Source organism: Rahnella sp. PD12R (assembly GCF_019200965.1).
GTDB classification, from domain to species: domain Bacteria; phylum Pseudomonadota; class Gammaproteobacteria; order Enterobacterales; family Enterobacteriaceae; genus Rahnella; species Rahnella laticis.
Genome location: NZ_JAHTMS010000009.1, coordinates 137,982 through 161,714, shown reverse-complemented (window position 1 = coordinate 161,714; position 23,733 = coordinate 137,982). Strand labels below are relative to the sequence as shown.

Annotated in this window: 26 protein-coding genes and 1 riboswitch; of the genes, 14 read left to right on the top strand and 12 right to left on the bottom strand. The window is 49.4% G+C overall.

Going from position 1 to position 23,733, the window contains the following annotated elements; all coding sequences use genetic code 11:
* The first annotated feature begins 279 nt into the window (after positions 1–279).
* Positions 280–1,872 carry an EAL domain-containing protein gene (locus tag KWG64_RS18290; protein ID WP_218522705.1) on the top strand — a complete coding sequence of 531 codons (1,593 nt, stop codon included), beginning with the start codon at positions 280–282 and terminating at the stop codon, positions 1,870–1,872.
* A gap of 70 nt (positions 1,873–1,942) precedes the next feature.
* Here KWG64_RS18290 and KWG64_RS18285 read toward each other — a convergent pair whose 3' ends face one another.
* On the bottom strand, positions 1,943–3,502 hold the full coding sequence (locus KWG64_RS18285) for a TerC family protein (protein ID WP_195822889.1): 1,560 nt from the start codon (positions 3,500–3,502) through the stop codon (positions 1,943–1,945).
* A gap of 593 nt (positions 3,503–4,095) precedes the next feature.
* Here KWG64_RS18285 and manX point away from each other — a divergent pair.
* The 5 genes from manX (at position 4,096) to mntP (ending at position 8,361) form a co-directional block, all read left to right on the top strand.
* On the top strand, positions 4,096–5,058 hold the full coding sequence (gene manX / locus KWG64_RS18280) for a PTS mannose transporter subunit IIAB (RefSeq protein WP_218522704.1): 963 nt from the start codon (positions 4,096–4,098) through the stop codon (positions 5,056–5,058).
* Between the two features lie 91 nt (positions 5,059–5,149).
* Positions 5,150–5,947: a PTS mannose/fructose/sorbose transporter subunit IIC gene (locus KWG64_RS18275; RefSeq protein WP_101077145.1), complete on the top strand. Its 798-nt coding sequence runs from the start codon at positions 5,150–5,152 to the stop codon at positions 5,945–5,947.
* A gap of 11 nt (positions 5,948–5,958) precedes the next feature.
* Positions 5,959–6,801: a PTS mannose transporter subunit IID gene (locus KWG64_RS18270; RefSeq protein ID WP_195814359.1), complete on the top strand. Its 843-nt coding sequence runs from the start codon at positions 5,959–5,961 to the stop codon at positions 6,799–6,801.
* A 108-nt stretch (positions 6,802–6,909) separates the two neighbouring features.
* On the top strand, positions 6,910–7,368 hold the full coding sequence (locus KWG64_RS18265; RefSeq protein ID WP_195822888.1) for a DUF986 family protein: 459 nt from the start codon (positions 6,910–6,912) through the stop codon (positions 7,366–7,368).
* Between the two features lie 218 nt (positions 7,369–7,586).
* Positions 7,587–7,781, top strand: a riboswitch (yybP-ykoY riboswitch).
* Between the two features lie 7 nt (positions 7,782–7,788).
* On the top strand, positions 7,789–8,361 hold the full coding sequence (gene mntP / locus KWG64_RS18260; protein ID WP_218522767.1) for a manganese efflux pump MntP: 573 nt from the start codon (positions 7,789–7,791) through the stop codon (positions 8,359–8,361).
* A gap of 16 nt (positions 8,362–8,377) precedes the next feature.
* Here the strand turns inward: mntP and rlmA are convergent, their stop codons facing one another.
* The gene (gene rlmA, locus KWG64_RS18255) at positions 8,378–9,202 is read right to left on the bottom strand and encodes a 23S rRNA (guanine(745)-N(1))-methyltransferase (RefSeq protein ID WP_218522703.1); all 825 of its coding nucleotides are present in this window, start codon (positions 9,200–9,202) and stop codon (positions 8,378–8,380) included.
* A gap of 148 nt (positions 9,203–9,350) precedes the next feature.
* Here rlmA and pgeF point away from each other — a divergent pair, with 148 nt between their 5' ends.
* Positions 9,351–10,052, top strand: coding sequence for a peptidoglycan editing factor PgeF (gene pgeF, locus KWG64_RS18250; RefSeq protein ID WP_218522702.1), 702 nt, complete (start codon positions 9,351–9,353; stop codon positions 10,050–10,052).
* Positions 10,053–10,124: 72 nt separating this feature from the next.
* Here pgeF and cspE read toward each other — a convergent pair whose 3' ends face one another.
* The 3 genes from cspE to KWG64_RS18235 all read right to left on the bottom strand — a co-directional run bounded on the left by cspE (position 10,125) and on the right by KWG64_RS18235 (position 12,609).
* Positions 10,125–10,334 (bottom strand): transcription antiterminator/RNA stability regulator CspE, encoded by a 210-nt coding sequence (gene cspE / locus KWG64_RS18245; protein ID WP_002221949.1) that lies wholly within the window; start codon positions 10,332–10,334, stop codon positions 10,125–10,127.
* Positions 10,335–10,375: 41 nt separating this feature from the next.
* Positions 10,376–10,492 (bottom strand): DUF2627 domain-containing protein, encoded by a 117-nt coding sequence (locus tag KWG64_RS18240; RefSeq protein WP_071823629.1) that lies wholly within the window; start codon positions 10,490–10,492, stop codon positions 10,376–10,378.
* Positions 10,493–11,619: 1,127 nt separating this feature from the next.
* Complete coding sequence (locus tag KWG64_RS18235) at positions 11,620–12,609, bottom strand: MBL fold metallo-hydrolase (protein WP_218522701.1); 990 nt, start codon at positions 12,607–12,609, stop codon at positions 11,620–11,622.
* A 186-nt stretch (positions 12,610–12,795) separates the two neighbouring features.
* Between KWG64_RS18235 and KWG64_RS18230 the strand changes: the two genes are divergently transcribed.
* The gene (locus KWG64_RS18230; RefSeq protein WP_218522700.1) at positions 12,796–13,086 is read left to right on the top strand and encodes a hypothetical protein; all 291 of its coding nucleotides are present in this window, start codon (positions 12,796–12,798) and stop codon (positions 13,084–13,086) included.
* A 60-nt stretch (positions 13,087–13,146) separates the two neighbouring features.
* Here KWG64_RS18230 and KWG64_RS18225 read toward each other — a convergent pair whose 3' ends face one another.
* The 4 genes from KWG64_RS18225 to mgrB form a co-directional block, all read right to left on the bottom strand.
* On the bottom strand, positions 13,147–13,383 hold the full coding sequence (locus KWG64_RS18225; RefSeq protein WP_104922655.1) for a DUF4060 family protein: 237 nt from the start codon (positions 13,381–13,383) through the stop codon (positions 13,147–13,149).
* A 135-nt stretch (positions 13,384–13,518) separates the two neighbouring features.
* Positions 13,519–13,821: a phage protein NinX family protein gene (locus KWG64_RS18220; RefSeq protein ID WP_120132055.1), complete on the bottom strand. Its 303-nt coding sequence runs from the start codon at positions 13,819–13,821 to the stop codon at positions 13,519–13,521.
* A 114-nt stretch (positions 13,822–13,935) separates the two neighbouring features.
* On the bottom strand, positions 13,936–14,208 hold the full coding sequence (locus KWG64_RS18215; protein ID WP_218522699.1) for a YebO family protein: 273 nt from the start codon (positions 14,206–14,208) through the stop codon (positions 13,936–13,938).
* A 137-nt stretch (positions 14,209–14,345) separates the two neighbouring features.
* Entirely contained in the window at positions 14,346–14,474 is a 129-nt protein-coding gene (gene mgrB, locus KWG64_RS18210; protein WP_370530260.1) for a PhoP/PhoQ regulator MgrB, read from the bottom strand.
* 799 nt (positions 14,475–15,273) lie between these two features.
* Here mgrB and KWG64_RS18205 point away from each other — a divergent pair.
* Complete coding sequence (locus KWG64_RS18205) at positions 15,274–17,979, top strand: autotransporter outer membrane beta-barrel domain-containing protein (protein WP_218522698.1); 2,706 nt, start codon at positions 15,274–15,276, stop codon at positions 17,977–17,979.
* A 186-nt stretch (positions 17,980–18,165) separates the two neighbouring features.
* Positions 18,166–18,402: a YobH family protein gene (locus tag KWG64_RS18200; protein WP_152325640.1), complete on the top strand. Its 237-nt coding sequence runs from the start codon at positions 18,166–18,168 to the stop codon at positions 18,400–18,402.
* Positions 18,403–18,453: 51 nt separating this feature from the next.
* On the opposite strand, the gene KWG64_RS18195 is transcribed toward KWG64_RS18200, so the two are convergent.
* Positions 18,454–18,699 carry a DUF2766 family protein gene (locus KWG64_RS18195; protein ID WP_104922661.1) on the bottom strand — a complete coding sequence of 82 codons (246 nt, stop codon included), beginning with the start codon at positions 18,697–18,699 and terminating at the stop codon, positions 18,454–18,456.
* A gap of 201 nt (positions 18,700–18,900) precedes the next feature.
* On the opposite strand from KWG64_RS18195, the gene KWG64_RS18190 reads away from it, so the two are divergent.
* The 3 genes from KWG64_RS18190 (at position 18,901) to KWG64_RS18180 (ending at position 21,215) form a co-directional block, all read left to right on the top strand.
* Positions 18,901–19,092, top strand: a complete 192-nt coding sequence (locus KWG64_RS18190) for a YebW family protein (protein WP_152325639.1) — start codon at positions 18,901–18,903, stop codon at positions 19,090–19,092.
* Between the two features lie 128 nt (positions 19,093–19,220).
* Positions 19,221–20,861, top strand: coding sequence for an ABC transporter substrate-binding protein (locus KWG64_RS18185; protein WP_218522697.1), 1,641 nt, complete (start codon positions 19,221–19,223; stop codon positions 20,859–20,861).
* A 138-nt stretch (positions 20,862–20,999) separates the two neighbouring features.
* Positions 21,000–21,215 (top strand): hypothetical protein, encoded by a 216-nt coding sequence (locus KWG64_RS18180; protein ID WP_195814347.1) that lies wholly within the window; start codon positions 21,000–21,002, stop codon positions 21,213–21,215.
* 68 nt (positions 21,216–21,283) lie between these two features.
* On the opposite strand, the gene KWG64_RS18175 is transcribed toward KWG64_RS18180, so the two are convergent.
* On the bottom strand, positions 21,284–21,571 hold the full coding sequence (locus KWG64_RS18175) for a hypothetical protein (RefSeq protein WP_101077160.1): 288 nt from the start codon (positions 21,569–21,571) through the stop codon (positions 21,284–21,286).
* Between the two features lie 322 nt (positions 21,572–21,893).
* Between KWG64_RS18175 and KWG64_RS18170 the strand changes: the two genes are divergently transcribed.
* The gene (locus KWG64_RS18170; protein WP_195814696.1) at positions 21,894–22,106 is read left to right on the top strand and encodes a hypothetical protein; all 213 of its coding nucleotides are present in this window, start codon (positions 21,894–21,896) and stop codon (positions 22,104–22,106) included.
* Positions 22,107–22,150: 44 nt separating this feature from the next.
* Here KWG64_RS18170 and KWG64_RS18165 read toward each other — a convergent pair whose 3' ends face one another.
* Positions 22,151–23,731 (bottom strand): sensor domain-containing diguanylate cyclase, encoded by a 1,581-nt coding sequence (locus KWG64_RS18165; RefSeq protein WP_255562221.1) that lies wholly within the window; start codon positions 23,729–23,731, stop codon positions 22,151–22,153.
* Between the last annotated feature and the right edge of the window lie 2 nt (positions 23,732–23,733).

The following is a 23,733-nucleotide window of genomic DNA, read 5'->3' as shown; positions in this document are numbered from 1 at the left end:
GCATGCTGATTTCCGCCTGATTTTCCCGTTCAGAGAACCTCTCTATACACTGAAAATACATGCCGAAAATATGCAGAAAAAACACACGTGACAACGTCACTGATACGGATTTCGTTTGATTTTTGCCGGGAAAAATAGGGAGTTTTCCACAACTCAGGCAGAGCGTCCGGCGATTTACAGCTACTATCAATAAGAACAAAACGGCTGTGACGCATCGGTAAACCTTTAAAAATAATAATTTTGAGCCTGCATTTAACACGGGATAAAAGGATTAGAACGATGCCGTTCTCCCAGACCGGACTTGCGAAGTATCGTTACTATCGCATTGCGCTTGCCTGCGCAATGGGGATATTTACGCTGCTTCTGACTCTTGGCATTCGCATTTACGAACAAGCTCAGGTCATCGCAGAAGATCAACAACGTGTGGCTATCCATACCGTTGAAAAATTGGAGAAATTACTCGAACCTGCGTCGCCCGCAGGAAGAGCGATTCCTATCGACCAGACGCTAAGCTGCAACGCGCTGCAACCGGTTATGCAACAAACTGTCGCCCGTATGCAAACGCTGCGATCCATCAGTCTGGTCAGTAACGGCACCATCATCTGTTCGAGCCTGATCGGGGCTTTAGATCTGAATTTCAACAAAACACTGCCCACTCTGGCTCAGGGCAAAACTCAGCTTGATCTGCGCGCGTCAAAATGGAGCAAGGTAGATGCGCCGACGCTGGTTCTCTGGCAACCCACGACGCCGGATAATCTTAACGGCGAACTGTTTGTTTATAACATCGGTGTCCTTTCGAACTTCCTTCTTGAGCCCCAGCCACCTTACGCCAGCCACATCGTATTAAATGTCGGAAGACAAAATCTCGAATACGGCAGTGACGAGATTGTTGAAAGCAGTCACCTCCCGCAGCCCGCACTGCTGAGCGTCAGCTCTGATAAATACGATTTTTCCGTGTCGCTCTATGGCGAACAAGCCAGCGATTTAGCCTGGAGTGAGCTGTTATCTCACCTGCCTCTTTCGGTATTAATCAGCCTGCTGACCGCCACCGCGGTTTATCTGCTTTCCGGCAGCCGGATCAGTCTGGCTTATCCGATCAGCCACGGGATTTCGCACCGCGAATTTAAAGTCTACTGTCAGCCCATTATTAACAGTACCGATGGACGCTGTATCGGCGTAGAAACCCTGATGCGCTGGAAAAATCGCCGTCAGGAATGGGTGTCGCCCGATGTTTTTATTCCGCTTGCCGAACAGCACGGGCTGATCATTTCGCTCACGCGGTACCTGATTCAGACGGTTGCGGATAATCTGGAAGTGTTCCCTGCCACACCGGGTTTTTACGTCAGTATTAATGTCGCAGCGCAGCATTTTAATAACATGGAAATTGTGGATGACATCCGCAAAATCTGGCTTCCGGCGCAACCTTCGGTTTCCCTGATGCTGGAACTGACCGAACGAACACGTTTGCAGGAATTACGCGCGGCAGAAATTTCACAGCTGAAAGAAATGGGGATCCTGCTGGCCATTGATGATTTCGGCACCGGCCACAGTTCGCTGAGTTATCTCAAAACGCTGAACCCTGACGTACTCAAAATTGATCAGGCCTTCACCGCGTCGATTGGTACGGACGCGATTAACGCGACGGTCACCGACACCATCATTACGCTGGCGCAGCGCCTGAATCTGAAGCTGATTGCTGAAGGGGTGGAAACGCGTGAACAGGTGGAATATCTGCGGCAGCGAAAAGTTGATTCATTGCAGGGTTACTATTTTGCCCGGCCAATGCCGATTGAAGTGTTCCCTATCTGGCTTGAGCGCTATAAAAAATCGACTCAAATCATCACGCCGCCGCAAGACTCCAAACCGGCCTGATAGCCTGCCGCTGAATTCAAACCATAAAAAACGGCGACCGGAGTCGCCGTTTTCACGCAAGCAGAACCGGTTACTGTTCCTGCTCCCAGTCATTCTCTGACTTAATACGTGTAATGCGAACGCGCTCGATGCGGTATTCCGACACGTCTAGAATTTCAAAGCGCAGCGAAGCCATTTCTATCACCTCACCCGCCACCGGCATCTGCCCGGACTTCGACAGCAGTAACCCCGCCAGCGAAGCGAAATCATCATCAGGGCTGACGAGCGTGTTCACGTCGAGGATTTGCTGTAGCAAATGCAAATCCGTCCCGCCTTTGGCAATCCATGATTCACCGTCAGCAATAACGTCCGGCGTTTCATCTTCGTCCGGGAACTCGCCCGCAATGGCTTCGAGCACGTCAAGCGGCGTCACCAGTCCCTGAATCACGCCAAATTCATTACTCACCACGACCAGACGCCCTTTCGCTTTACGCAGAACCGCAAGCAGATTGATGACGTCCATGGTTTCAGGCACCACAATCGGCGGCGTTTTTTCTGCAAACGCCACGATGTTTTCACCGTTTTCCAGCGCAACCAGCAGGTCCTTCGCACGAACGACCCCGATGACATCATCCAGAGAATGGCGGCAGATAGGGAATAAGCTGTGCGGCGTGTCGAGCAGCTGGCTGCGAATTTCGGCGGGTGACTTTTCACAATCGACCCAGGAAATTTCAGTTCGCGGCGTCATTACACTGCGCAGCGTACGCGAGGCCAGCGTCAGTACGCCGGTGATCATATGCCGTTCTTCTTCAGCAAACGTCTCACCCGCCGGTAACACATCGCCCGCCGGTTCATCTTCATTCTGACTCTGACGTTTCCCGCCCATCAGACGCTGAATCGCCTCGGCGGTACGTTCACGCATAGGACGGTTCGACTGACTTTTCAGGAAGTTGCGGCGCGCAATCTGGTTGAACAACTCAATCAGAATCGAGAAACCAATCGCAGCGTACAGATAGCCTTTCGGAATATGGAAGCCAAATCCTTCTGCAATCAGGCTCAGGCCGATCATCAGCAGGAAGCTCAGACACAGCACGACAACCGTCGGATGGTTATTCACGAAGCGCGTCAGCGATTTAGACGCCAGCAACATCACACCCATGGCGATCACCACCGCCGTCATCATGACAGCCAGGTTGTTCACCATGCCGACTGCCGTAATCACCGCATCGAGCGAGAATACCGCATCAAGTACAACGATCTGCGCCACTACTGACCAGAAACTGGCATAGCCGCGGTTTGGCGTTCCCTGTTCGTCGTGCCCTTCCAGCCTTTCATGCAGCTCGGTTGTGGCTTTAAACAGCAGGAACAGGCCACCGACCAGCAGGATCAGGTCACGCCCCGAGAAGCTGAACTGCGCAATGCTGAACAGCGGCGTGGTCAGTTTGACCATCCACGAGATCAGGGACAGCAGGCCTAAACGCATAATCAGCGCCAGCGAAAGGCCGATGATTCGGGCTTTATCTCGCTGTTTAGGCGGCAGTTTATCGGCAAGGATGGCGATAAAAACAAGGTTGTCGATACCCAGAACAATTTCCAGGACAACAAGCGTCAATAAACCGACCCATATTGAAGGGTCCATCAGAAATTCCATGTCAGACTCCGCAATGAGTTAAAGAAAAAAGACGCAAAGAAACGCAATTCGCTGAGCTTTCAGAGGCCCGGCAAACTTTTTTTACTGCAAAATTAACAGATGAAAGCGGTTTCAGTGCGGCAAAAATCAGGCCCATTGGGGCGGATTTGCCGGTGTTCATGAGGTGAAAAAGCGAAGAATAGTGACGTCGGTGACAGTCCATAGGGAGGGCTGAGGCCCGGTACTCCTGTTCAATTATTGGGAAAATTACTCTATCAGGAATGATTATATGAAGAAAGTATGATTTTTTACCTTCAGCATCATCCTGTAACAACTATGCTGTTTTATTGCCCACGTGAAAGCGTATTCACATTACGTCGTTGAATAACGGACAGTCGTCACAAAAATTATTTTTTCACACACTAAAATAAATCACGTCGCACAACCTGTTGAGGTTCTGCAGTTTTACTGTTTAGCAGTCTTATCAGAAATTAAGGAAAGATTAGTTACGCAGGGAGTGCCCTGTTCGCCTCAGGAATAAAAACGGGCGGACATCATCAGCACCATTACTTATGTGCATAACTCTTTCCCAGAGTTAACAGAGGAGGTAGCGAGTGAGTATTGCTATTATCATCGGCACGCACGGGTCAGCAGCTGAGCAGTTGCTGAAAACAGCGGAAATGATTTTAGGTGAACAGGATAATGTCGCCTTCATTGATTTCGTTCCCGGCGAAAACGCCGAAACCCTGATCGAAAAGTACACGGCAAAGTTGGGGGGTTTAGACACCAGCAGCGGCGTTCTTTTCCTGGTCGATACATGGGGTGGCAGCCCGTTCAACGCCGCCAGCCGCATTGTTGTCGATAAAGAAAATTACGAAGTTGTCACCGGTGTTAACATCCCGATGCTGGCAGAGACTTTCATGGCACGTGATGATAACCCCTCTTTCGCAGAGTTGGTTGCCATCGCAGTAGAAACTGGCCGAATCGGTGTGAAAGCACTGAAAGCGCCGGAAGCTGCGCCTCAAGCCCCTGCTGCCGCCCCTGCGCCAAAAGCAGCTGCCCCGGCGAAACCTGCCGGTCCGAACGACCATATGAAAATCGGCCTTGCCCGTATCGATGACCGTTTGATTCATGGCCAGGTAGCGACCCGCTGGACCAAAGAAACCAACGTAACCCGCATTATTGTTGTCAGCGACGAAGTGGCTGCCGATACCGTGCGTAAAACGCTGCTGACTCAGGTTGCTCCTCCAGGTGTTACCGCACACGTTGTCGACGTCGCGAAAGCCATTCGCGTCTGGGACAACCCGAAATATGCCAACGACCGCGTCATGCTGTTGTTCACCAACCCAACTGACGTGCTGCGTCTGGTTGAGGCTGGCGTGAAAATCACAACCGTAAACATCGGTGGTATGGCTTTCCGCCAGGGCAAAACACAGGTGAATAACGCCGTGTCCGTCGACAAAAAAGATATCGAAGCGTTCAAGAAATTGAATGAAAAAGGTATCGAGCTTGAAGTGCGTAAAGTCTCTACCGACTCGCGCCTCAAGATGATGGATCTCATTAATAAGATGAATTAATAAGCACATCGAGTTTGTGCAGATTCCCTCAACGTTATCTGCCTGATGCGCCTGTTTATACTCAGCGTCCTTTGGTCATAGGAGAAGTGCAATGGAGATCACCACACTACAAATTGTGCTGATATTTATTGTTGCATGTATTGCCGGGATGGGTTCGATCCTGGATGAATTCCAGTTTCACCGTCCGTTAGTTGCTTGTACCTTAATCGGTTTTGTTCTGGGTGATGTTAAAACCGGGATCATTATCGGGGGTACTCTGGAAATGATCGCTCTGGGTTGGATGAACATCGGTGCTGCTGTTGCACCCGATGCCGCTCTGGCTTCCATTATTTCCACCATTCTGGTTATCGCAGGCGGACAGTCTGTTGGTGCAGGTATCGCACTGGCAATCCCGCTGGCTGCGGCCGGCCAGGTATTAACTATCATCGTTCGTACCATCACAGTTGCCTTCCAGCACGCTGCCGATAAGGCCGCTGAAAAAGGTAACCTGAACGCGATCAGCTGGATCCACGTTTCAGCGCTGGTTCTGCAGGCAATGCGTATCGCAATCCCTGCCGTCATCGTTGCGGTTTCTGTGGGCACTGCCATCGTTCATGATTTGCTGGCGTCCATCCCTGAAGTGGTCACCAACGGTCTGAACATCGCCGGCGGTATGATCGTCGTTGTCGGTTACGCCATGGTCATCAACATGATGCGCGCTGGCTACCTGATGCCGTTCTTCTACCTTGGTTTCGTTACTGCTGCATTCACTAACTTCAACCTGGTTGCACTGGGTGTGATTGGTGTGGTGATGGCGGTTCTTTACATCCAGTTGAGCCCGAAATACAACAAGTCTGCGCAAGCAGCGGCTGCACCGGGTGTTAACGACCTCGACAACGAATTGGATTAAGGGTGAAGGACATGGTTGATCAAACTGAAGTTAAAAAACTCACGGCCAGCGATATTCGCGGTGTGTTTATGCGCTCCAACCTTTTCCAGGGGTCATGGAACTTCGAACGTATGCAGGCGCTGGGCTTCTGCTTCTGTATGGTGCCTGCAATTCGTCGTCTCTATCCTGAAAATAACGACGATCGCAAAGCGGCCATCAAACGCCATCTGGAATTCTTCAACACCCATCCTTACGTTGCAGCGCCTGTTCTGGGTGTAACGCTGGCGATGGAAGAACAGCGTGCTAACGGCGCACCTATCGACGACGCAGCCATCAACGGCCTGAAAGTCGGTCTGATGGGGCCGCTGGCCGGTGTGGGTGACCCAATCTTCTGGGGTACTGTTCGTCCTGTATTTGCGGCGCTGGGCGCAGGTATCGCGATGACCGGCAGCCTGCTGGGGCCATTGCTGTTCTTCGTTCTGTTTAACCTTGTACGTCTGCTGACCCGCTACTATGGCGTGTCCTATGGCTACAAAAAAGGTGTCGATATCGTTAACGATATGGGCGGCGGCTTCCTGCAAAAACTGACTGAGGGGGCGTCTATTCTCGGCCTCTTTGTCATGGGGGCCCTGGTTAACAAGTGGACGCACGTAAACATTCCGCTGGTGGTCTCGAAAATCACCGACCAGACGGGCCATACCACGGTTACTACGGTACAGACGATTCTGGACCAACTGATGCCAGGTCTGGTGCCATTACTGCTGACCTTCGGCTGTATGTGGCTGCTGCGTAAGAAAGTGAATGCCTTGTGGATTATCGTTGGCTTCTTCGCCATCGGTATCTTCGGTTACTGGATTGGTCTGTTAGGCCTCTGATAACCTTGAAAACCGGGGGAGCAATCCCCCGGTTTTTTTATCGCTGTATTTTGCCAGTTTCTGTGTTTCTATCTTGTTTTGCCTGATGGCTGTTTGCTGGAGTTTTTCATGTCTGTCACCGATATTGTCCTCGCACTGTTTACCCTTCTGTTGCTTGCCTACGCCATCTACGACGAATTCATCATGGGTACCCGGAATGGCAAAACGCAGCTGCGGGTGAACCTGCGGCGCCGCAACAGACTGGATTCCATCATTTTCATTGGCCTGCTGGCGATCCTTCTGTACAACAATATCCATTCAAATGGCACGGTGATAACGAATTATCTGTTAATTGGTTTAGGTCTGATTGCCTTCTATTTGTCGTTTATTCGCTGGCCAAAAATGCTGTTCAAACCGCAGGGTTTTTATTTCGCCAATACATTCATCACCTACGACAGGATACGGAGCATGAATCTCTCCGAAGATGGTGTACTGGTATTTGAATTAGAGCAGAAAAAATTACTCATTCGCGTCAACGAACTGGACGATCTTGAAAGAATTTATAACTTAATGGTTAATAATCAGTAATTTGAATTTAAACATCCGTATATCAGTTATAGCCTGATGCATATTAACGACAATGTTATTTAACCTTATGAATCACAATGCCGTTTAATACCACATCAACGCCGTTGTTATTTCAGCCAGTTTGAGGGTTATTTATTCTTTGTGGAAATAATTCCCAGCTCCATGGGAAACCCTTATTTTATTTGTTGTTGTCCCGAATAAAAACATTATGGTAAGGTTGCGCCGTCATTTGGGGAGTAGCCGGTTTTTGAATCAGTTTTAATAATGCGTATTCAAAAACGCCCGTATCAACATACTCGTTTTAGATCCTGAAACGTGGTGCGGGCATCCGTAAGGTTGGCGAGACCATAGACACGTAGCGCTGCCGGGAGGTTGGGGGTGGGTTACGTGTATATGGAATACCCGGCCGGGACTCTTCTCGTGAACTTATCCGCCACACTGATTCTTGCTTTTGGCATGTCTATGGACGCTTTTGCCGCATCCATCGGTAAAGGGGCAACCCTTCATCGCCCGCGCTTTCGCGAAGCATTACGTACCGGTCTCATTTTCGGTGTCATTGAAGCCATCACCCCGCTTATTGGCTGGTGTCTGGGCTTATTTGCCACCCGATACATCATGGAATGGGATCACTGGGTCGCCTTTATTCTGCTGTTCATTCTCGGCTCACGAATGATTTTTCAGGGCCTGAAAGAAAAACCTGAAGAAGAGACCATTCTGGCCAGCCGCCACAGTTTCTTGATCCTCGCAGCCACCGCCGTTGGAACCAGCCTGGATGCTTTAGCCATCGGCGTCGGCCTTGCGTTTCTGGAAGTGAACATCATCCATACCGCGCTGTTTATCGGCATGGCGACGATGATCATGTCTACGCTGGGAATGATGTTGGGACGGTTTATCGGCCCGTTACTGGGAAAATGGGCCGAAGTGCTGGGAGGCATGGTGTTAATCGGTATTGGCCTGAGTATCCTGCTCGAACATCTCGGTTACTTAGGGTGATGTAGAAAAAACGGCTTTATTGGTCAGATTTTCGCTGGTGCAGTCTGATCACAAAATCAGTCTCACATTCGAACGCAGACTGAGATTTTAAATTCGCCATCACCTCTTCCGTCGCCCGCCATGCAAACGGCGTCATTTGCAGCAGATCAAACGCTTCTGTGCCTGAAAGGCGCATATCGTAAGCCAGCGTTTCGGTACTGACGCGCTCAAAACCTTCCAGCTGTTCATCCTGTTCAGCATGGAGCTGAACATCCTGATAAATCATGCCCTTCAGCTGATATAAATGACGAGGACCAGGTGCGACGGTCAGCACCACACCACCGGGCTTAATAGCACGGTAAAGCTCCTGCGCTTTACATGGCGCATAGATGCGTACCACCGCGTCCAGAGAGTTTTCGGCGAACGGCAAACGATGGCTGGAAGCGACGCAAAACGACGCATTGTGATAGCGTTTAGCCGCGTAGCGAATCGCCACTTTCGCCACGTCCAGCCCGAAGACATTCATCTTGCGATGCTGCGACAGGCGTTCCGCCAGCGCGGTGGTGTAGTACCCTTCCCCGCAACCAATATCCAGCAGCGTTTCCGCAGTTTCCGGCAGCACGTTATCCAGAATATCCGCCAGCCGGTCACGTAATGGCTGGTAATGTCTGGCGTCGAGAAACGCACGGCGCGAAACCATCATTTCAGTGCTGTCCCCGGGCTGTTTCGAGCGTTTATGCTGCACCGGCATCAGATTAACGTAGCCTTCTTTGGCGTTATCAAACTGATGATTAGCGGCACATCGCCATTGCTGGCCTGTCAGCTCAAGCGGCTGGAAACAAAGTGGACATTGATAAGTCATGCGGGAAACCTACAAGGAAAGTCTGAAAGGGCGAAAATTCGCAACAGGGCTAAGTCTAAAGAAGGCGTACTGTTGTTGCAACTACTGGAAAATCCGGTTCAAAGACGGCTACACTGAGTCGATAACATTTTTCTAACCGAGACACGAGATGAGTGACAACTCAGCTTTACTCAGCCCTATCCCCGGTATCCTGCATGGATTCGGCGACAAAGAAAATCTGCTCCCCGCACATCTGCAAGCTTATGAATCCACCCGCCCTGAAAAGAAACAGGTTCACGGCACACGTATTGCAGATGTCGTCCAGCCCGGGCAAGACTGCGGCGAGGCCGATGGTTTTATCACGTCAACGCCCGGAATACTGCTGGCGGTTTTCACGGCTGACTGTCTGCCGGTTATTTTTTGCCGTAAGGATGGTAAGGAAGTCGCGGCAATACATGCCGGCTGGCGCGGGCTTATCGACGGCATTCTTGAAAAAATGGCTGAGCGTATTAATGAGAACGGCGATACCTCAGACTGGTTTGCAGCGATTGGTCCGGCGGCTGGAAACTGCTGTTATGAAGTCAGCCAGGAATTGGTTGATGATTTTATGCAACGCCTCGATTTGCCTCCTTCACTGATTTCGCCCCGGCACCGGCATCTCGATCTGGCGGCAATCGCCAGTGCCAAGCTGCATTCCCTCGGCTTTGCGGGCATTGATCATGCCGGCAGCTGTACAATCTGTACCGAAGCGCCTGCAGGAAACGGGTTCAAATACACCAGTTTTCGCCGCAACAGTCATCAGCGTGCAAAAGACCCGACGCATCCGGGGATCAGTGGCCGCAACCAGCAATCGGGCATTATGATCTTATAATCCTGATAAACACCGGATATTCAGGCACAAAAAAACCCGCGCATGGCGGGTTTTTTTACAGCTAAGCGCTGCTTAGATTGCAGTTACGTTAACTGCTGACGGGCCTTTCTGGCCGTCTTGGATTTCGAACTCTACGTTCTGGCCTTCAGCCAGAGTTTTGAAGCCGTTACCCTGGATTGCAGAGAAGTGTACGAACACGTCTTTGCTGCCGTCAGCAGGAGTAATGAAACCGAAACCTTTAGACTCGTTGAACCACTTAACTTGACCTTTGATCTTTGCCATCTTGAGTATTTCCTTTGGATTGTTTAAACCGCCCGAGGGCGTTACATAGACAAACTAGAGTCGTTACTGCTTGAGGCACTAAGATTAGAATCGGCAGAGAAGCGGTATTCAACGTGAACGTCTTTACTCAGAACTTCTATACTGAAAATGCCACACATATACAGAACTGTACCTCGTTTTACCCAGATGCGTTATCACATACTCTGAATTCGATGGCAAGCCATTTTTAATCAGTGATGGACATGTCGCACATATTTGAGCCGGTTAAAGGCACTTCGTGTTCAGTTATGCTGAAATATGTTGATAGACATGCTTTTTTCTGCTTTGCAGTTTTACCTGCATATCAAACAAAACAATAACGACCTGTTTTGATTATTGATCATTTAATGCAGAACCGTAAGCGTAAAACTCATCTTTATTTGAATTTTTATTGCGGCGCGCATTCCAGACTTCTCCAGGAAGCAGGGATTCTGCGTGATAGTCCTGCACCTCCCGGCGGGCAACACTCGGGTGACAGCCTGTCTGGCGGGCGAGTTGCACACTTGTCAGACAGAACGGGCACCCTGACAGGAACATATCCGGACGGTATGACTGGTTATGCAATAATCAATTACGCCATAGACGGATAAAATGGTGCAAAACAAAGGGGGTAAAGGAATAAATGCACCTAAACTGTGCGCCTTTATCTCCTCAGGATAATACAATGAAAGACAGCCGTCTGAGAGAATTCAATTCCACACCGGTACATATATAAAGCCACTTTTTCGACATTCCGGATTTTGACATTATAATGAATTAAAGTTTGCGAGTTGGTTAAATCGAGATAACAGTTAATAAACATCCTCCCCCAGACTTATTCAATTATTAAATATCGATATAAAAAATAAATATTAAATACCGTGATCAAAATCCCATCTTAGATTTATCACTTAAAGATATGAGTCACACAACTCTTTCAATGTTTCATCAGAAAAATGACAACCAAGGTTGACTGGTTACTGCACGCAGGTCCCCGGTGTAGTGCCCTATAATCCACTGTATAACCTGAAAAAATTTCAGTTAACGCTCAAAACAGCGCATTTGGAATGTTCTGGCGAGCCATTATTCTGAACAAATGCGCGCTGCTGACAGGAGAATTAAGTGTCAGCGGGATTGTAATTAACAACTTTATAACCCCTCTTCTTTGTGCGTGTTAAGAGAGATTGATCACTTCAACTGATAATACTTCTCATTTAATGGCGCGCCATTTACTTTTCGCGTCTGTTCGCGCCCTTAAAAATGAAATTCAACCTTTAGATATGCTTGCGCCTATTTTTAATGGTTTGAATTCCATTTCAGGCAAGTCACTTTGACTCACTGCCTGAGATAATTCGCGTAAAGGCTCATCGAGTGATTCATCCGCTAATTCAAAAACGCCCCAGTGAATGGGCACCGCTTTGTGACAACGCAATTCTTTAAACACTTCGACAGCCTGCTGTGGGTCCATGTGCTGCGCGCTCATGAACCATCTTGGTGCATACGCGCCAACCGGAATCGCTGCCAAATCGAATGGCCCCAGACGCTGCCCGATTTTTTTAAACTGATCGCTGTAACCACTGTCCCCGGAAAAGTAGAATTTCAATAAAGGATGAGCCACCACCCAGCCGCACCACAGCGACCGGTTGCGATCCCATAGCGTGCGCATACTCCAGTGACGCGCCGGGACAGCAGAAATCGTGATTTCGCCAAACGTTCGCTCTTCCCACCAGTCGAGTTCCTCAACATGCTTTGCGCCACGCCGCGTTAGCCAGGATTTCATTCCCAGCGGCACCATAAATTGCACGTCGGGGAAGCGGCGCAGGAGACGACGAACCGTCATACGATCCAGATGGTCGTAGTGGTTGTGCGAAAACAGTACGACGTCGATTTTTGGCAGCTTATCGACGGAAACCGCGACTGGCGTTTTCCTTTTCGGGCCGTAAAAACTCAGCGGCGAAGCGCGGTCAGAAAGCGCCGGATCGGTCAGAATGTAACGACCCGAGACCCGAAGCAACAGGCAGGCGTGGCCTAAAAACCATAACCGGTCATCAGTTCCGCTGAAATCAGCCGCCTGCCACCACTGGCTGACAAAATGTTCATAGCCTTTATCAGGAGGAACCGGCAAACCCTGCTCTTTGCGTTCTTTCCTCCAGCGTTTCAGGTCGCCTTCCTGCCGGTTTTGCGGTTCGTCATTCGTGAAACCTTCAGGCGTATGATGGGCTTTTGAAGGATCGTAATAGGGATTTTTACCAGGCATAAGGCTCCTGTGAGATGACGGTTTCGGAGAGCAGTTCAGGTCTGCAATATTGAATAATTATCATACTTGCGGGGCACACCACAGACAGAAAGTGCAAAATAATGTGGCAAATGAACGTTTAGCGGCCATTAAGAAAATCTTAATAACTCTGTGTTGTACTAAAGATGTTCTGAAAGGAGACGCTTTATGACAATGAACACAACGAAAAACCGCAAGTCGTTCACCGCGCGACTGACGCACATTATGCAGATCCAGACACAATATGGACGTCTGTGGCTGCGCTCTCGCTTTCGCCGGTTCACGCTGCCGCCGGCGCTGAAGCTTGTCATCCTGGCGTTCGCCGGGCTCATGATCCTGGCCATCACGGGCACATTGCTGCTGATGATGGATCTCATCTCCCTGATGCTCAGGCTGATAAAACGCCCCTTCCCTCGCGGCAGCTTGCATCAGGCTCACCTGTCAGCGAAGACGTTATAAAGAAAAACCGTGTCGGGAAATCCGGCACGGTTTTAAGTTTGAGACTCATCGCTCTGCTTATCAGGCAGGCATACCACAAAGTTTGGTCAGATTTCTGGCGCCGATCATGAGAGTTGCCACATAGGATTGTCTGCGGGTCACGACTTCGACCGCAACACGCGCATCTTTGTATTTAATGAGGTAGGTAGAAGGCCAGCCCTGACGGCGTTTGCCGTAGGCTTTTTCATGACTGTCGATAGCTGCATGAGCAACCACCAGATGGGAAAGATTTTTATCACCTTTAATGATGCGCTTCATAATGGACTCCGCCTTAGACACAACTGTCAAAATGAGGAAACATTAATCACTTGATACGCATCGCTTTATGCGATGCTTATTCGAATCACTTCTCTGCAAAACCTTGTCACAATCTGAGTATCTCTGCGCTTTTAATTATGCGCAAGTCTTACTAAGCAGGAAACATACCATTGCTGCACGAAGAGGCCGTTTGCTCTGCGCCTGCCACTGACCGTTCGGGCTGCTGATTTCTGCCAGCCAGAGGGGATCGCTTTGCAACTCTTTAAAATTTATGCTGATTTTGTTGGCGCAAATAATCGGCCACGCATCGGAGGGGTTGTTGCAATAATCTTTGCCTTTCATGCCGCCATAGGGATACCACTTCTCAGGCTCCTCTCCGGTCAATAAGGCAATGTTGTGGTTTACTTCACTGTCGTTTTCTTCAGACCATTTGATCATCTGTTCTTCCATCCTGCAGGGCACATGCGTGGAGACTACCGGAAGATTAAGACACTTTTGTGAATGAAAAGCATAAATGAAAAACCCGCCAATTGGCGGGTTAACAAAACGGAATTATCGTTCAGGAATAAATCCGCGCAGGCTGAGAGCAGAATCATCCTCTGTCTCAACGGTGGGCGTATTGCCCTTTACCTGTGCAGCCAGAACCTTGAGCAACTCGGTTTGCTGGCGTTGCTGCTCAGCTATCTCGTGCAACAAAGCAATTTGCTCATTTGCCCTGACGCTGGCGCGGCTGACAAAAAACCACACCAGAAGGAATAACAGCGCTGAGAGTGCACACAGCACCAATGAAGCCAGGCTGTTTTGGCCCATTGCGAAATCAAACATTGACTACCCTACCACTGAATGTTCAGAGCAAGCATCTTACCATCCCCGGCAGGCCAGGGAAGTCATTCACAAAAAAACAGGGGTTTCTTATTGGTTTGCGGATCCCAAAGCTCGCAGGTTCGTCTGGCAGACATTACTCAGAAAGGAATAAAGGAGGTGATAGAGCAAACACCAAGGTCAAAGTTGCCGCCCTGATCGCAATAGCTGTTGAGGGCAAGCAGGTACAGACCGATACAGATGAGCAGGAAAAGGACGAACATCACGATCCTCCTGACACTGAAAACAGGCTTTTTCAATTTGATGGCAGGTCTCTTTTGGTTTAAAAAGCGTCTATCAGGGCTCAAAGGGATAGTCCAAACATAGCAGAACAGAAACCCATAGTACGACGTAAATCCTAAACAGCGATATAACGAAGTATCGCCTTTTACTCTCAGCGTGACCCGCAATTATCACATACAGAAATCATACACGTTAATGTATAACCCTTATCAATTAATACCGAATAACTCCCGTTGATCTGCATCAATTAAATAAACATTTACTGTATACCTGTTACCCCTGTTGTTCATCAAAACCGTTTCCGATAAATAAAGATTTTTAAGCAAAACATTGCGCAATGTAAGAAATTAAACAACCCGATAATACAGTCACCCTAAAAATCCACCTTAGCAATTTTCACTCAAATAAATATGACCCGCATCCTGAAAAACCCTGTTCCACGGGGACCCCAGCGGATTATCACGCATAACATCCCGTTAAAGAACCTGCCAGGCGAGGGCCTGCACAGCAGCATAAATTCTAATATACCGTTATTATTCAGAAAACATAAAGAAAAACATTATTTAAAACACTCTAAATAAATTAAATTCAGAACTTTGAACAACAATAATAATTCAGTTTTCTTTCAAGTTTGTGTGAACTTCTTTGTTGAATAACACCATGCATTAAAATATCATCCCGCCGTCGAACAGTTCTTCTGTCTCTTCTGTAATATAAATCAAAGCATAGTAACTGAAATTATTTCAGTTGATTCATGCTGACTATTTTTTGTTGAGGGATTAATAAATGCATGCATGGAATAAAAAGTTCTTCGTTTCTAAAATAGCGCTGGCCTGCGCTGTTGCAGTAACAGCACCTGCGGCGATGTCAGCAGACATCTCCGGCACCGTATACGATACTTTCTACAGTGACTCGATTCAGTCTGGTTATATTGGCTATCACGGCTATGTTGATAATGATGGCGCCAATAACAGTTATACTGGCGGAGACATCTACTCTTCTATCAATAATGCAGTCGTAAACGGCGTTATCTCTACGCATTACCTGGGCTTTGATAGCAATACCAGCAATGTCCTGAATATCACCAATACAACCGTGAATGGCATGATCACTTCCCGTTGCGTTGGTTCTACGGATTCTACTTGTGGCTCCACAGCCCGCAATGAATACGACCAGTCGCCGTTGCAGCTGACCATTGATAATTCCACCATCAATGATACTTACGAAAACTTCGGTTATGACGTCGTTCGCGCAGACAATAAAATTACGCATCAACAATACCCAACTTCTGCTTTGGGTGTTGCCGTAACGCTTGAGCAAGAAAGCAATATCGTTATCCAGAACAATTCCCATGTTGCTGGCATTGCGCTGACACAGGGTTATGGTTGGGCTGATACCACTGTTAATAATGGTAATACCTACGATACGAATATCACCGTTAATGATTCTGTTCTGACTTCAGGTTCATACAGCGAACTGGGCAATAATAGTTTTTATGGTCAGTCAGATAAACCTAGCGATTACGGTTCAAGAACCGACGGCGCAACAAATCCTGGCGATGATGTTGCGTTATCTGTAACGGCAACCGCACAAGATAACTCAATGAAGACTAACGCCGTCTTTAATAATTCCACCATCAAAGGCGATGTGACTTTCGCAAGCTCGTTTGACAATAATTATTATAAGGGTGGCCATGACAGCAATGGCGACGGCAACCTTGATACTAATGGTTGGGATGACACCGACGAACTGAATCTGACTCTGGATAATGGCAGTAAATGGGTTGGCGCAGCGACTTCTAACGTCGACAAAGATTATACTTTGTATGATCGCTCGGCTAACAGCATCTGGCCGGATTCACTTTACAGCAATACTACCAACCTTTTAATCGGCGACAGCGTTTATCAGAGCGGTCTGTTCAATGTTGCTCTGAACAATGGTTCTGAGTGGGATACCACAAAGGCATCCAACATTGATAACCTGACCCTGAATAACCAGTCACAGCTGAATGTTGTTGATTCGACTCTGGTTGCAGACAACATCTCTCTGACAAATCAGTCAAGCCTGAAAATTGCAGCACACGGCGGCGTTGCAACTGACGCACTGAACCTGAACTCAGGCAGTAAAGCGACTCTGACTGAAGAAACCGCTTCTCTGTACGCGAACACCATTACCGTCGGTAACGGTTCTCAGCTGAACTTAGGCGCTGGTGAAGTTGATACTCACAACATGGTGCTGACCGATGACGGTACCTTCAACGTTGGCAGCCGTGAGTATGTTCTGAACTCCGACATGAATAACGCCCGCGACAAAACTGCTGCGGATTACGTTTACGACCGCGGTACTATCGGTATGAATTCCGATGGTCACCTGGCGGTTAACGGCGTGACTAACGGTAACTATCAGGTTCGTATTGATAACGCGACCGGCGCAGGCCGCGTTGCGGATTATCAGAATAAAGAACTGATCCGCACTTACGGTGGCAACGCAGCCTTCACTCACGCAAATACCGCCGATCTGGGTGCTTATAAGTATCAGGCAGAACAAGTTGGCGATACCGTGGTTCTGGCTAAACAAGGCATCACTTCTACCGCTAACGCGGCGCTGAGCCTGCCTTCTTCTAATGCTGCAACCTGGCACATGGAGCAGGATACTCTGAGCAACCGTATGGACAGCTCACGTCACACCCAGGGTGATGACAAAGGTGGCGTATGGGTTAACTACTTTGGCGGTCAGCAAAACGGCGACAATGGCGTTGTTGATTACGATCAGGACGTTAACGGCATCATGGTTGGTTTGGATAAAGTCACTGAAGGTGGCGGCGATCGCCAATGGCTGGTCGGTATGGCAGCCAGCTTCGCGAAATCCAGCCTGTCTATGGACAACGCAAGCGCAGATACTGACAGCCAGTCAGCACGCGTCTACTCAAGCCTGGACTTCAAAAATGGCGTATTCATTGATTCGTCTCTGAGCTACAGCCACTTCAACAACTCTACTGACAGCACCATGAGCAACGGTCAGCAAGTGTCTGGTGATAACTCCACCGACGCATGGGGCTTCGGTCTGAAAGCCGGTTACGACTGGAAATTCGCACCGCAGGCTTACCTGACTCCTTACGCCAGCATCACTGGCGTATTCATCGGTGATGACGACTACAGCATGAGCAACAACATGCGCGTCAGCGATCAGGCTTATGACAGCATGCGTTACGAGCTGGGTACCAACATCGGTTACACCTTCGATCTGGGTGCCGGTCAGGCCATCAGCCCTTACGCAACACTGGCATACGTTTACGAAGATGCGAACAATGATGCAGATATCAACGGTGACCGTATTGATAACGGCATTGACGGTTCAGCAGTTCGCGTTGGTTTAGGCGGTCAGTTCGACATGAGCAAAAACTTCACCGTTTACGCGGGTGCTAACTACCTGGGCGGCAGCGATGTTGACCAGCCGTGGGCAGCAAACGTGGGTATGAAATACCGCTGGTAATTTCTGCCTGCTCTGCGTCAGACGCATAGTTAAGTTATCAATTGGCCCCTTTTCAGGGGCCAATTTTTTTGCTTTCAGCCCGAGCGCCGCGATTCAGAATTGGCTGGGATGACATTTACCCGGAAATAACTTCTACTAGACTTATCAATATCCTGAAGCGTCAGGATGAACATGGGGAGTTTTGGGATGAGTGTGATTAAAACGATTATTGTATTGGCCGTTATTTACGCCGTTTTTCTTTTTTCCGGTTACGGTGTGACCGTCGGCAGCAGTGAAAATGCAGCGGGTCTTGGGCTGAAATGCCAGTATCTCACCGCGCGCGGGATTGTCAGCTCACAGTATATCCATTCCGACAGCGGCGTAATTGGCGTGGCTAACTGCCCGATCTTCAAGCAGGTCGGCGAAGTAGTTGATAATAAATAGAGAAAAATATGGGTTGTTATGCCCGTCCAGGCGGCGGGCATAACAAAAGCATCAGCTGTCGTGTCGGGTGAATTTCAGCTCAATGAGCGAAATGGCCTTTTCGATAGCGCGCTTGGTGACCGGATCCGCTCCGGCAGGATGTTTACTGAAATCAATGCTCTTCAGCTGATGAGACATTTTCTCGCGAACTTCTGCTGGCGCAATAATTTCAATCACATCCAGAATTTGTTTAATTACCAGCTGGCATGCCACCAGATCAGATTCAATTTCCTGTTCTCTGTTTAAAGAATCGGACATCAGATACTCCTTCCACAAAAGCCATTCGTAAAAATTATGGTCGCGAGAATATCACGCGCATGGATGAAATTCTCTATCCCCGCCTTTCTTGTATTTCGCCTCGCTATAACTGGACAAAGAATCAGCAAACGAACCCCGTTTTGTGTCGTTACCGGAACATTCCTTCTATGCTTAATCAGGTGACAACGAAGGAGGAGCACGATGTTCGCACTTGTTTTGACCATCTGTTATCTCGGCGGTGGATGCGAAGATTTGGTCGTGGATGCCTTTAATACGAAGGCGCAATGCACTGTCGCCATGCACCAGCAAGGTTTGCGGCAGGCCGGCTGTTACCCTATTGAAGATTTTATTGATGGTTACTGGATCCCGGCACATGAGAATGCCGGTTATTAGCCCCTTGTGTCCGCTTTCACAACGTGGCGATAAAATGTTCCATAAAGATTGCTAAAGTGTCAGAAGAGCGGTATGAATACCCTGTTACTCATTGATATTTAACCATATTGACAGGGCAGGAAATGGCAATGACGATACGTAAAACTTATGGCTGCTTTCAGAAACTTCCCCTCGCAGTCCTTCTTTCCAGTGCCTTTCTGGCACCTTTTGCCAGCTACGCCGCGACCGTTCCCGCGGGAGTTGAGCTGGCAGCAAAACAAGAAATCGTGCGCAATAACGGGAGTGAACCCGCCTCTCTTGATCCTCATAAAGTGGAAAGCGATGTTGAATTCAACATTCTGAGTGATCTGTTTGCGGGCCTGATTACCATTGATAACAAGGGCGATGCACAACCCTCGCTGGCCGCAAGCTGGGAAACGAAAGATCAGAAAACCTGGTTTTTCCATTTACGCCCGGGCATTGTCTGGTCTGACGGCTCTCCGATTACCGCACAGGATGTCGTTTTCAGCTGGCGTCGTTTAATCGACCCTAAAACCGCTTCACCTTACGAAAGTTATCTGGGCAGCATGCACGTCCTCAATGCCAATGAAATCATCGCGGGCAAAAAATCAGCTGACCAGTTAGGGATCAAAGCGCTGGATAAAGATACGCTGGAAGTCACCCTCGACCAGCCGCTTTCTTACTTCCTCGGCATGCTGGCGCACCCTTCACTTTCGCCAATTAGTCAGGCCGATGTCGAAAAATTCGGCGATAAATGGACCCAGCCCGGCAACCTCGCCAGCAGCGGTCCTTTCAAACTGGATACCTGGACGGTTAACGAACGCATAACCGCAGTCCGTAATGCAACCTACTGGGATAACGCGCATACCGTCATCAATAAAGTGACCTATCTGCCAATTGCGTCCGGCACGGCGGATGTGAACCGCTACAAAGCCGGCGAAATAGACATTACCAATACCATCCCGGCGCCATTGTTCGCCTCGCTGAAAAAAGAGCTGGGTTCACAGGTTCATGTCAGCCCATATCTCGCGGTTTATTACTACGCGATGAACACACAGAAACCGCCATTTAACGATGTGCGGGTGCGTAAAGCGCTGAATCTGGCGATTGATAAATCGATTATTGCCGACAAAGTGCTGGGTCAGGGACAAACGCCAGCCTGGCATCTGACGCCAGATAACACCGGTGGATTTACATTTGCCAAACCGAAAGATGCCAGCCTGACGCAGGACCAGCGCAACGAAGAAGCGAAGAAATTGCTGAAGGAAGCCGGTTTTGGTCCGGATCATCCGCTGAAATTCAATCTTCTGTACAACACGTCAGAAGCACATCAGCGTATTGCCATCGCGGCGGCGTCTATGTGGAAAAAGAATCTCGGCGTGGATGCCGTTTTACAGAATCAGGAATGGAAAACCATGCTCGATACCATGCATCAGGGGACTTACGAAGTGGTTCGTTACGCCTGGATTGCGGACTACAACGAGCCGTCCACGTTCCTGAATACGCTGCGTACCGGCAACAGCGAAAATACGCCTAAATTCAGCAATGCCACTTACGATCAGGCGCTGAACGATGCATTAAAAGCGACGGATAAAGCCGATGTTGGCAAAGCGTATCAGCAGGCAGAACAGGTTCTGACCGACCAGTCGCCGGTCATCCCGCTGTACCATTATGTGAGCACCCGTCTGGTAAAACCTTATGTCGGCGGCTTCAACGACAGCCTGCTCAATTACGTCTACACCAAAGATTTGTATGTGATAAAGCATTAACACATTGCGCTCAACCCCCTTCCGGCCTGCGTGCCGGAAGGAACCCATTTTTGCCCTGCCACCCGATCTCGGCCCGCACACTTGCCACACGCCACTCAGATGGTAGATTGTACGTAAATCACACAAACGGGAGCTGTCATGAAATTCTCGGAAAGTGAGATCCAACCGCTTTGGGATGAAGTGGCGCGTATTATCGGTGATGGCGTAATTCAGATGCGTCACAGAGGGGAGCCTCTGAGTGCCGATGCGCTGATTGGTTATCTCGACGAGCAACTGGCCTGCGCCACTGGCGTTCAGCGTCGTATTTTACTTGGCGCAGCCATCAATATGTTAAAAACCGACCGACGTTCCTGAATAAGGGACGAACAAAATCCTCGTCGCCTTTTCAGGGAACGAGTCACGAATAAATCCTGCAATTGCCTTCACTTAGGCTGCGCTGCACGCCCCTGCGCGAATAAGAAAATGCGCTGAGTTATGTCATCCGCGCCGAGAATATTCCCTTTCTGCTCCAGATTTGCTTTGGCATAAGCCACATCGTGAGCCTGGTCTACCATGCTGATCACGCGATCGCGCGTAGGTTTATCCAGAATGCCCAGTAACGTGGTCAAAATTGCCTGATAAGCATTTGAAGCATAAGTCAGTTGTCTTTCACGTTGTTCCAGCGCGTCAATGCGAACCATCAGGGCCTGCAATTGTTCTTGATGCGTCATAGCGGCATCCTTCTTCACGGGTGGAAAATAACCGGATACAGCGAAGAAAGGGATCTTCGCCGGTTACTGATATTAAGTTTAGCAGACTTAAAAAAAGTGAAGAGCCCGACCAGCGGAATGCAAAGTAAACCGTTGTTCAATGAGCCGTTAACCGCTTCAGCAGTTGTAACCCGTCCTTATCCCAAACTCCCTCACGCCAGCAGGGTTTTGCAGCACAATGCGTAACATCAGCAGCACCTGCTTACAGATAGCAAAATGACAAGCCAGCGCCTGTTATGACATTTTCTGCCACAGCACTAATCGTTCATTCAGGGGAAATCAGGTGAAAAAAACAATCTTCGGCGCAGTCATTTGCAGCATGTTGCTGATGAGCTCATTTGCCCAGGCGGCAGGTTGCCTCAAGGGCGCTGTCGTGGGAGGCGTTGCCGGGCATTTGAAACACCACGCAGTCATCGGCGCGGTGGCAGGTTGCGCTATCGGGCACCATCTTGCCGCGCAGGAAAAGAAACAGCAGGCTGCCGCTGCTGCGAAATAACCGGTAAAAATCAGGGCAATTCATGCCCTGATATCACGTAAAAATTACGGTTCAGAAACCACCACGCGGTTACGGCCATCCTGTTTCGCTTTATACAGCGCTTCATCGGCTCTTTTCAGCGACGTATCAGGATCGCCCTGCAAATAGTGCCAGTGCGCCACGCCCAGCGAAATCGTGATTGGCCGGATACCCGGCAGTTCCAGACTTTCAACATTTTCGCGAAGACGTTCAGCAATCATTTCCGCTTCAGCCAGCGCCGTGCGCGGCAACAGAACGAGAAACTCCTCTCCGCCAACCCGGCATAAAATGTCTGTTTCCCGCGCGTTATGCCGGATCTGCTCCGCCATTGATTTAATCACTTCATCGCCAACATCGTGGCCATAAGAATCGTTGATAGATTTGAAGTGATCGATATCCAGCGCAATGACTGAAAACTGCTGACGCAGCTGCGCCACGGACTCCAGCGTCATTGCCAGCCCGCGCCGGTTAAACAGGCCGGTCATCGGGTCGGTTTGCGCTTCAAATTTCAGCTTACCGATTTTTTTCTGCAACAGGCTGATACCTATCAGCAGCGCACGTTTCAGCTGGTTGGATTCGAAGTACCACGACGGAATCTCGCGGATATTAACCGAAACTTCCGGGTTATCCATTTCGTTCGCATTGCGCGCCAGCAGCCACAGCGGACGGGCGATCAGCCGCGAGAATAACCAGACGGCAAGCAGTGTCAGGACAGCCAGCGGTGTCAGATGTTTAAGCACTTTAACCATCAGCCCTTCCAGCGGTTTCAGCGTGGCGTTGGTCGGACGAAGCGTCACAATCTCCCAGCCGGAAGAAGGCACAACCGCATAACCGGCCAGCATCTGATCCCCGCCGACGCCTTCCACCATCAGGCTGCCGTTGGTCGCCGTTCTGACAATTTCTGTCATCGGATGTGGTTTCATCACCTCGCCGATGCGGCTGGCGTCACGGTGATAAAGAATGCGCCGGTCTTCGTCGAGCACCGTGATGTAGGAACCGTCACGATAGAAATGCTCGCCCAGCAGTTCATTCAAAATGCTTTTCTGCTTCAGATAAATGGTGCCGCCGATATATCCAAGGTACTTTCCGTCGGCGGTAAAAACCGGCGTCGAGATAATGATGACCAGGTTTTGCGCGGCAGAAATATAAGGTTTGCTGATCAGCGGACGCCGTTCTTTCAGGGCTTCTACCGCGCCCGGCGTCGTCAGCACATGCCCGACCAACTGTAAACTGTCCGGCGATGTCGCCAGCACTTTTCCGCGGGCATTGGTGATCACCACAGAATTGAAGCTGTCCGTCTGGTATTTGAGGCGAGCGGTTTCGGACTGAAGAATAGCAGGATCGTCAAAGTGGCCTGCCGCAATCACTGCGCTGTAGGCCAGTTGCTTTTGCATGCTTTTGATAAACTGTTCGGTGCTGGACGCAAGCTTGGTCGCATAAACGCGGTTTTCTTCAAGCGTGTTGTCGATCAGCAACTGGCGCTGTACGCGATAACTGGCATAAAAGCTGTTTGCAAGCGTCACGAAGGCGCTCATTACGGCTAAGATCAGAATCAGACGTCGCAGATCGATGCGGAACAGTGAGCTGGAGAGGAGTGAACGTAACAAAA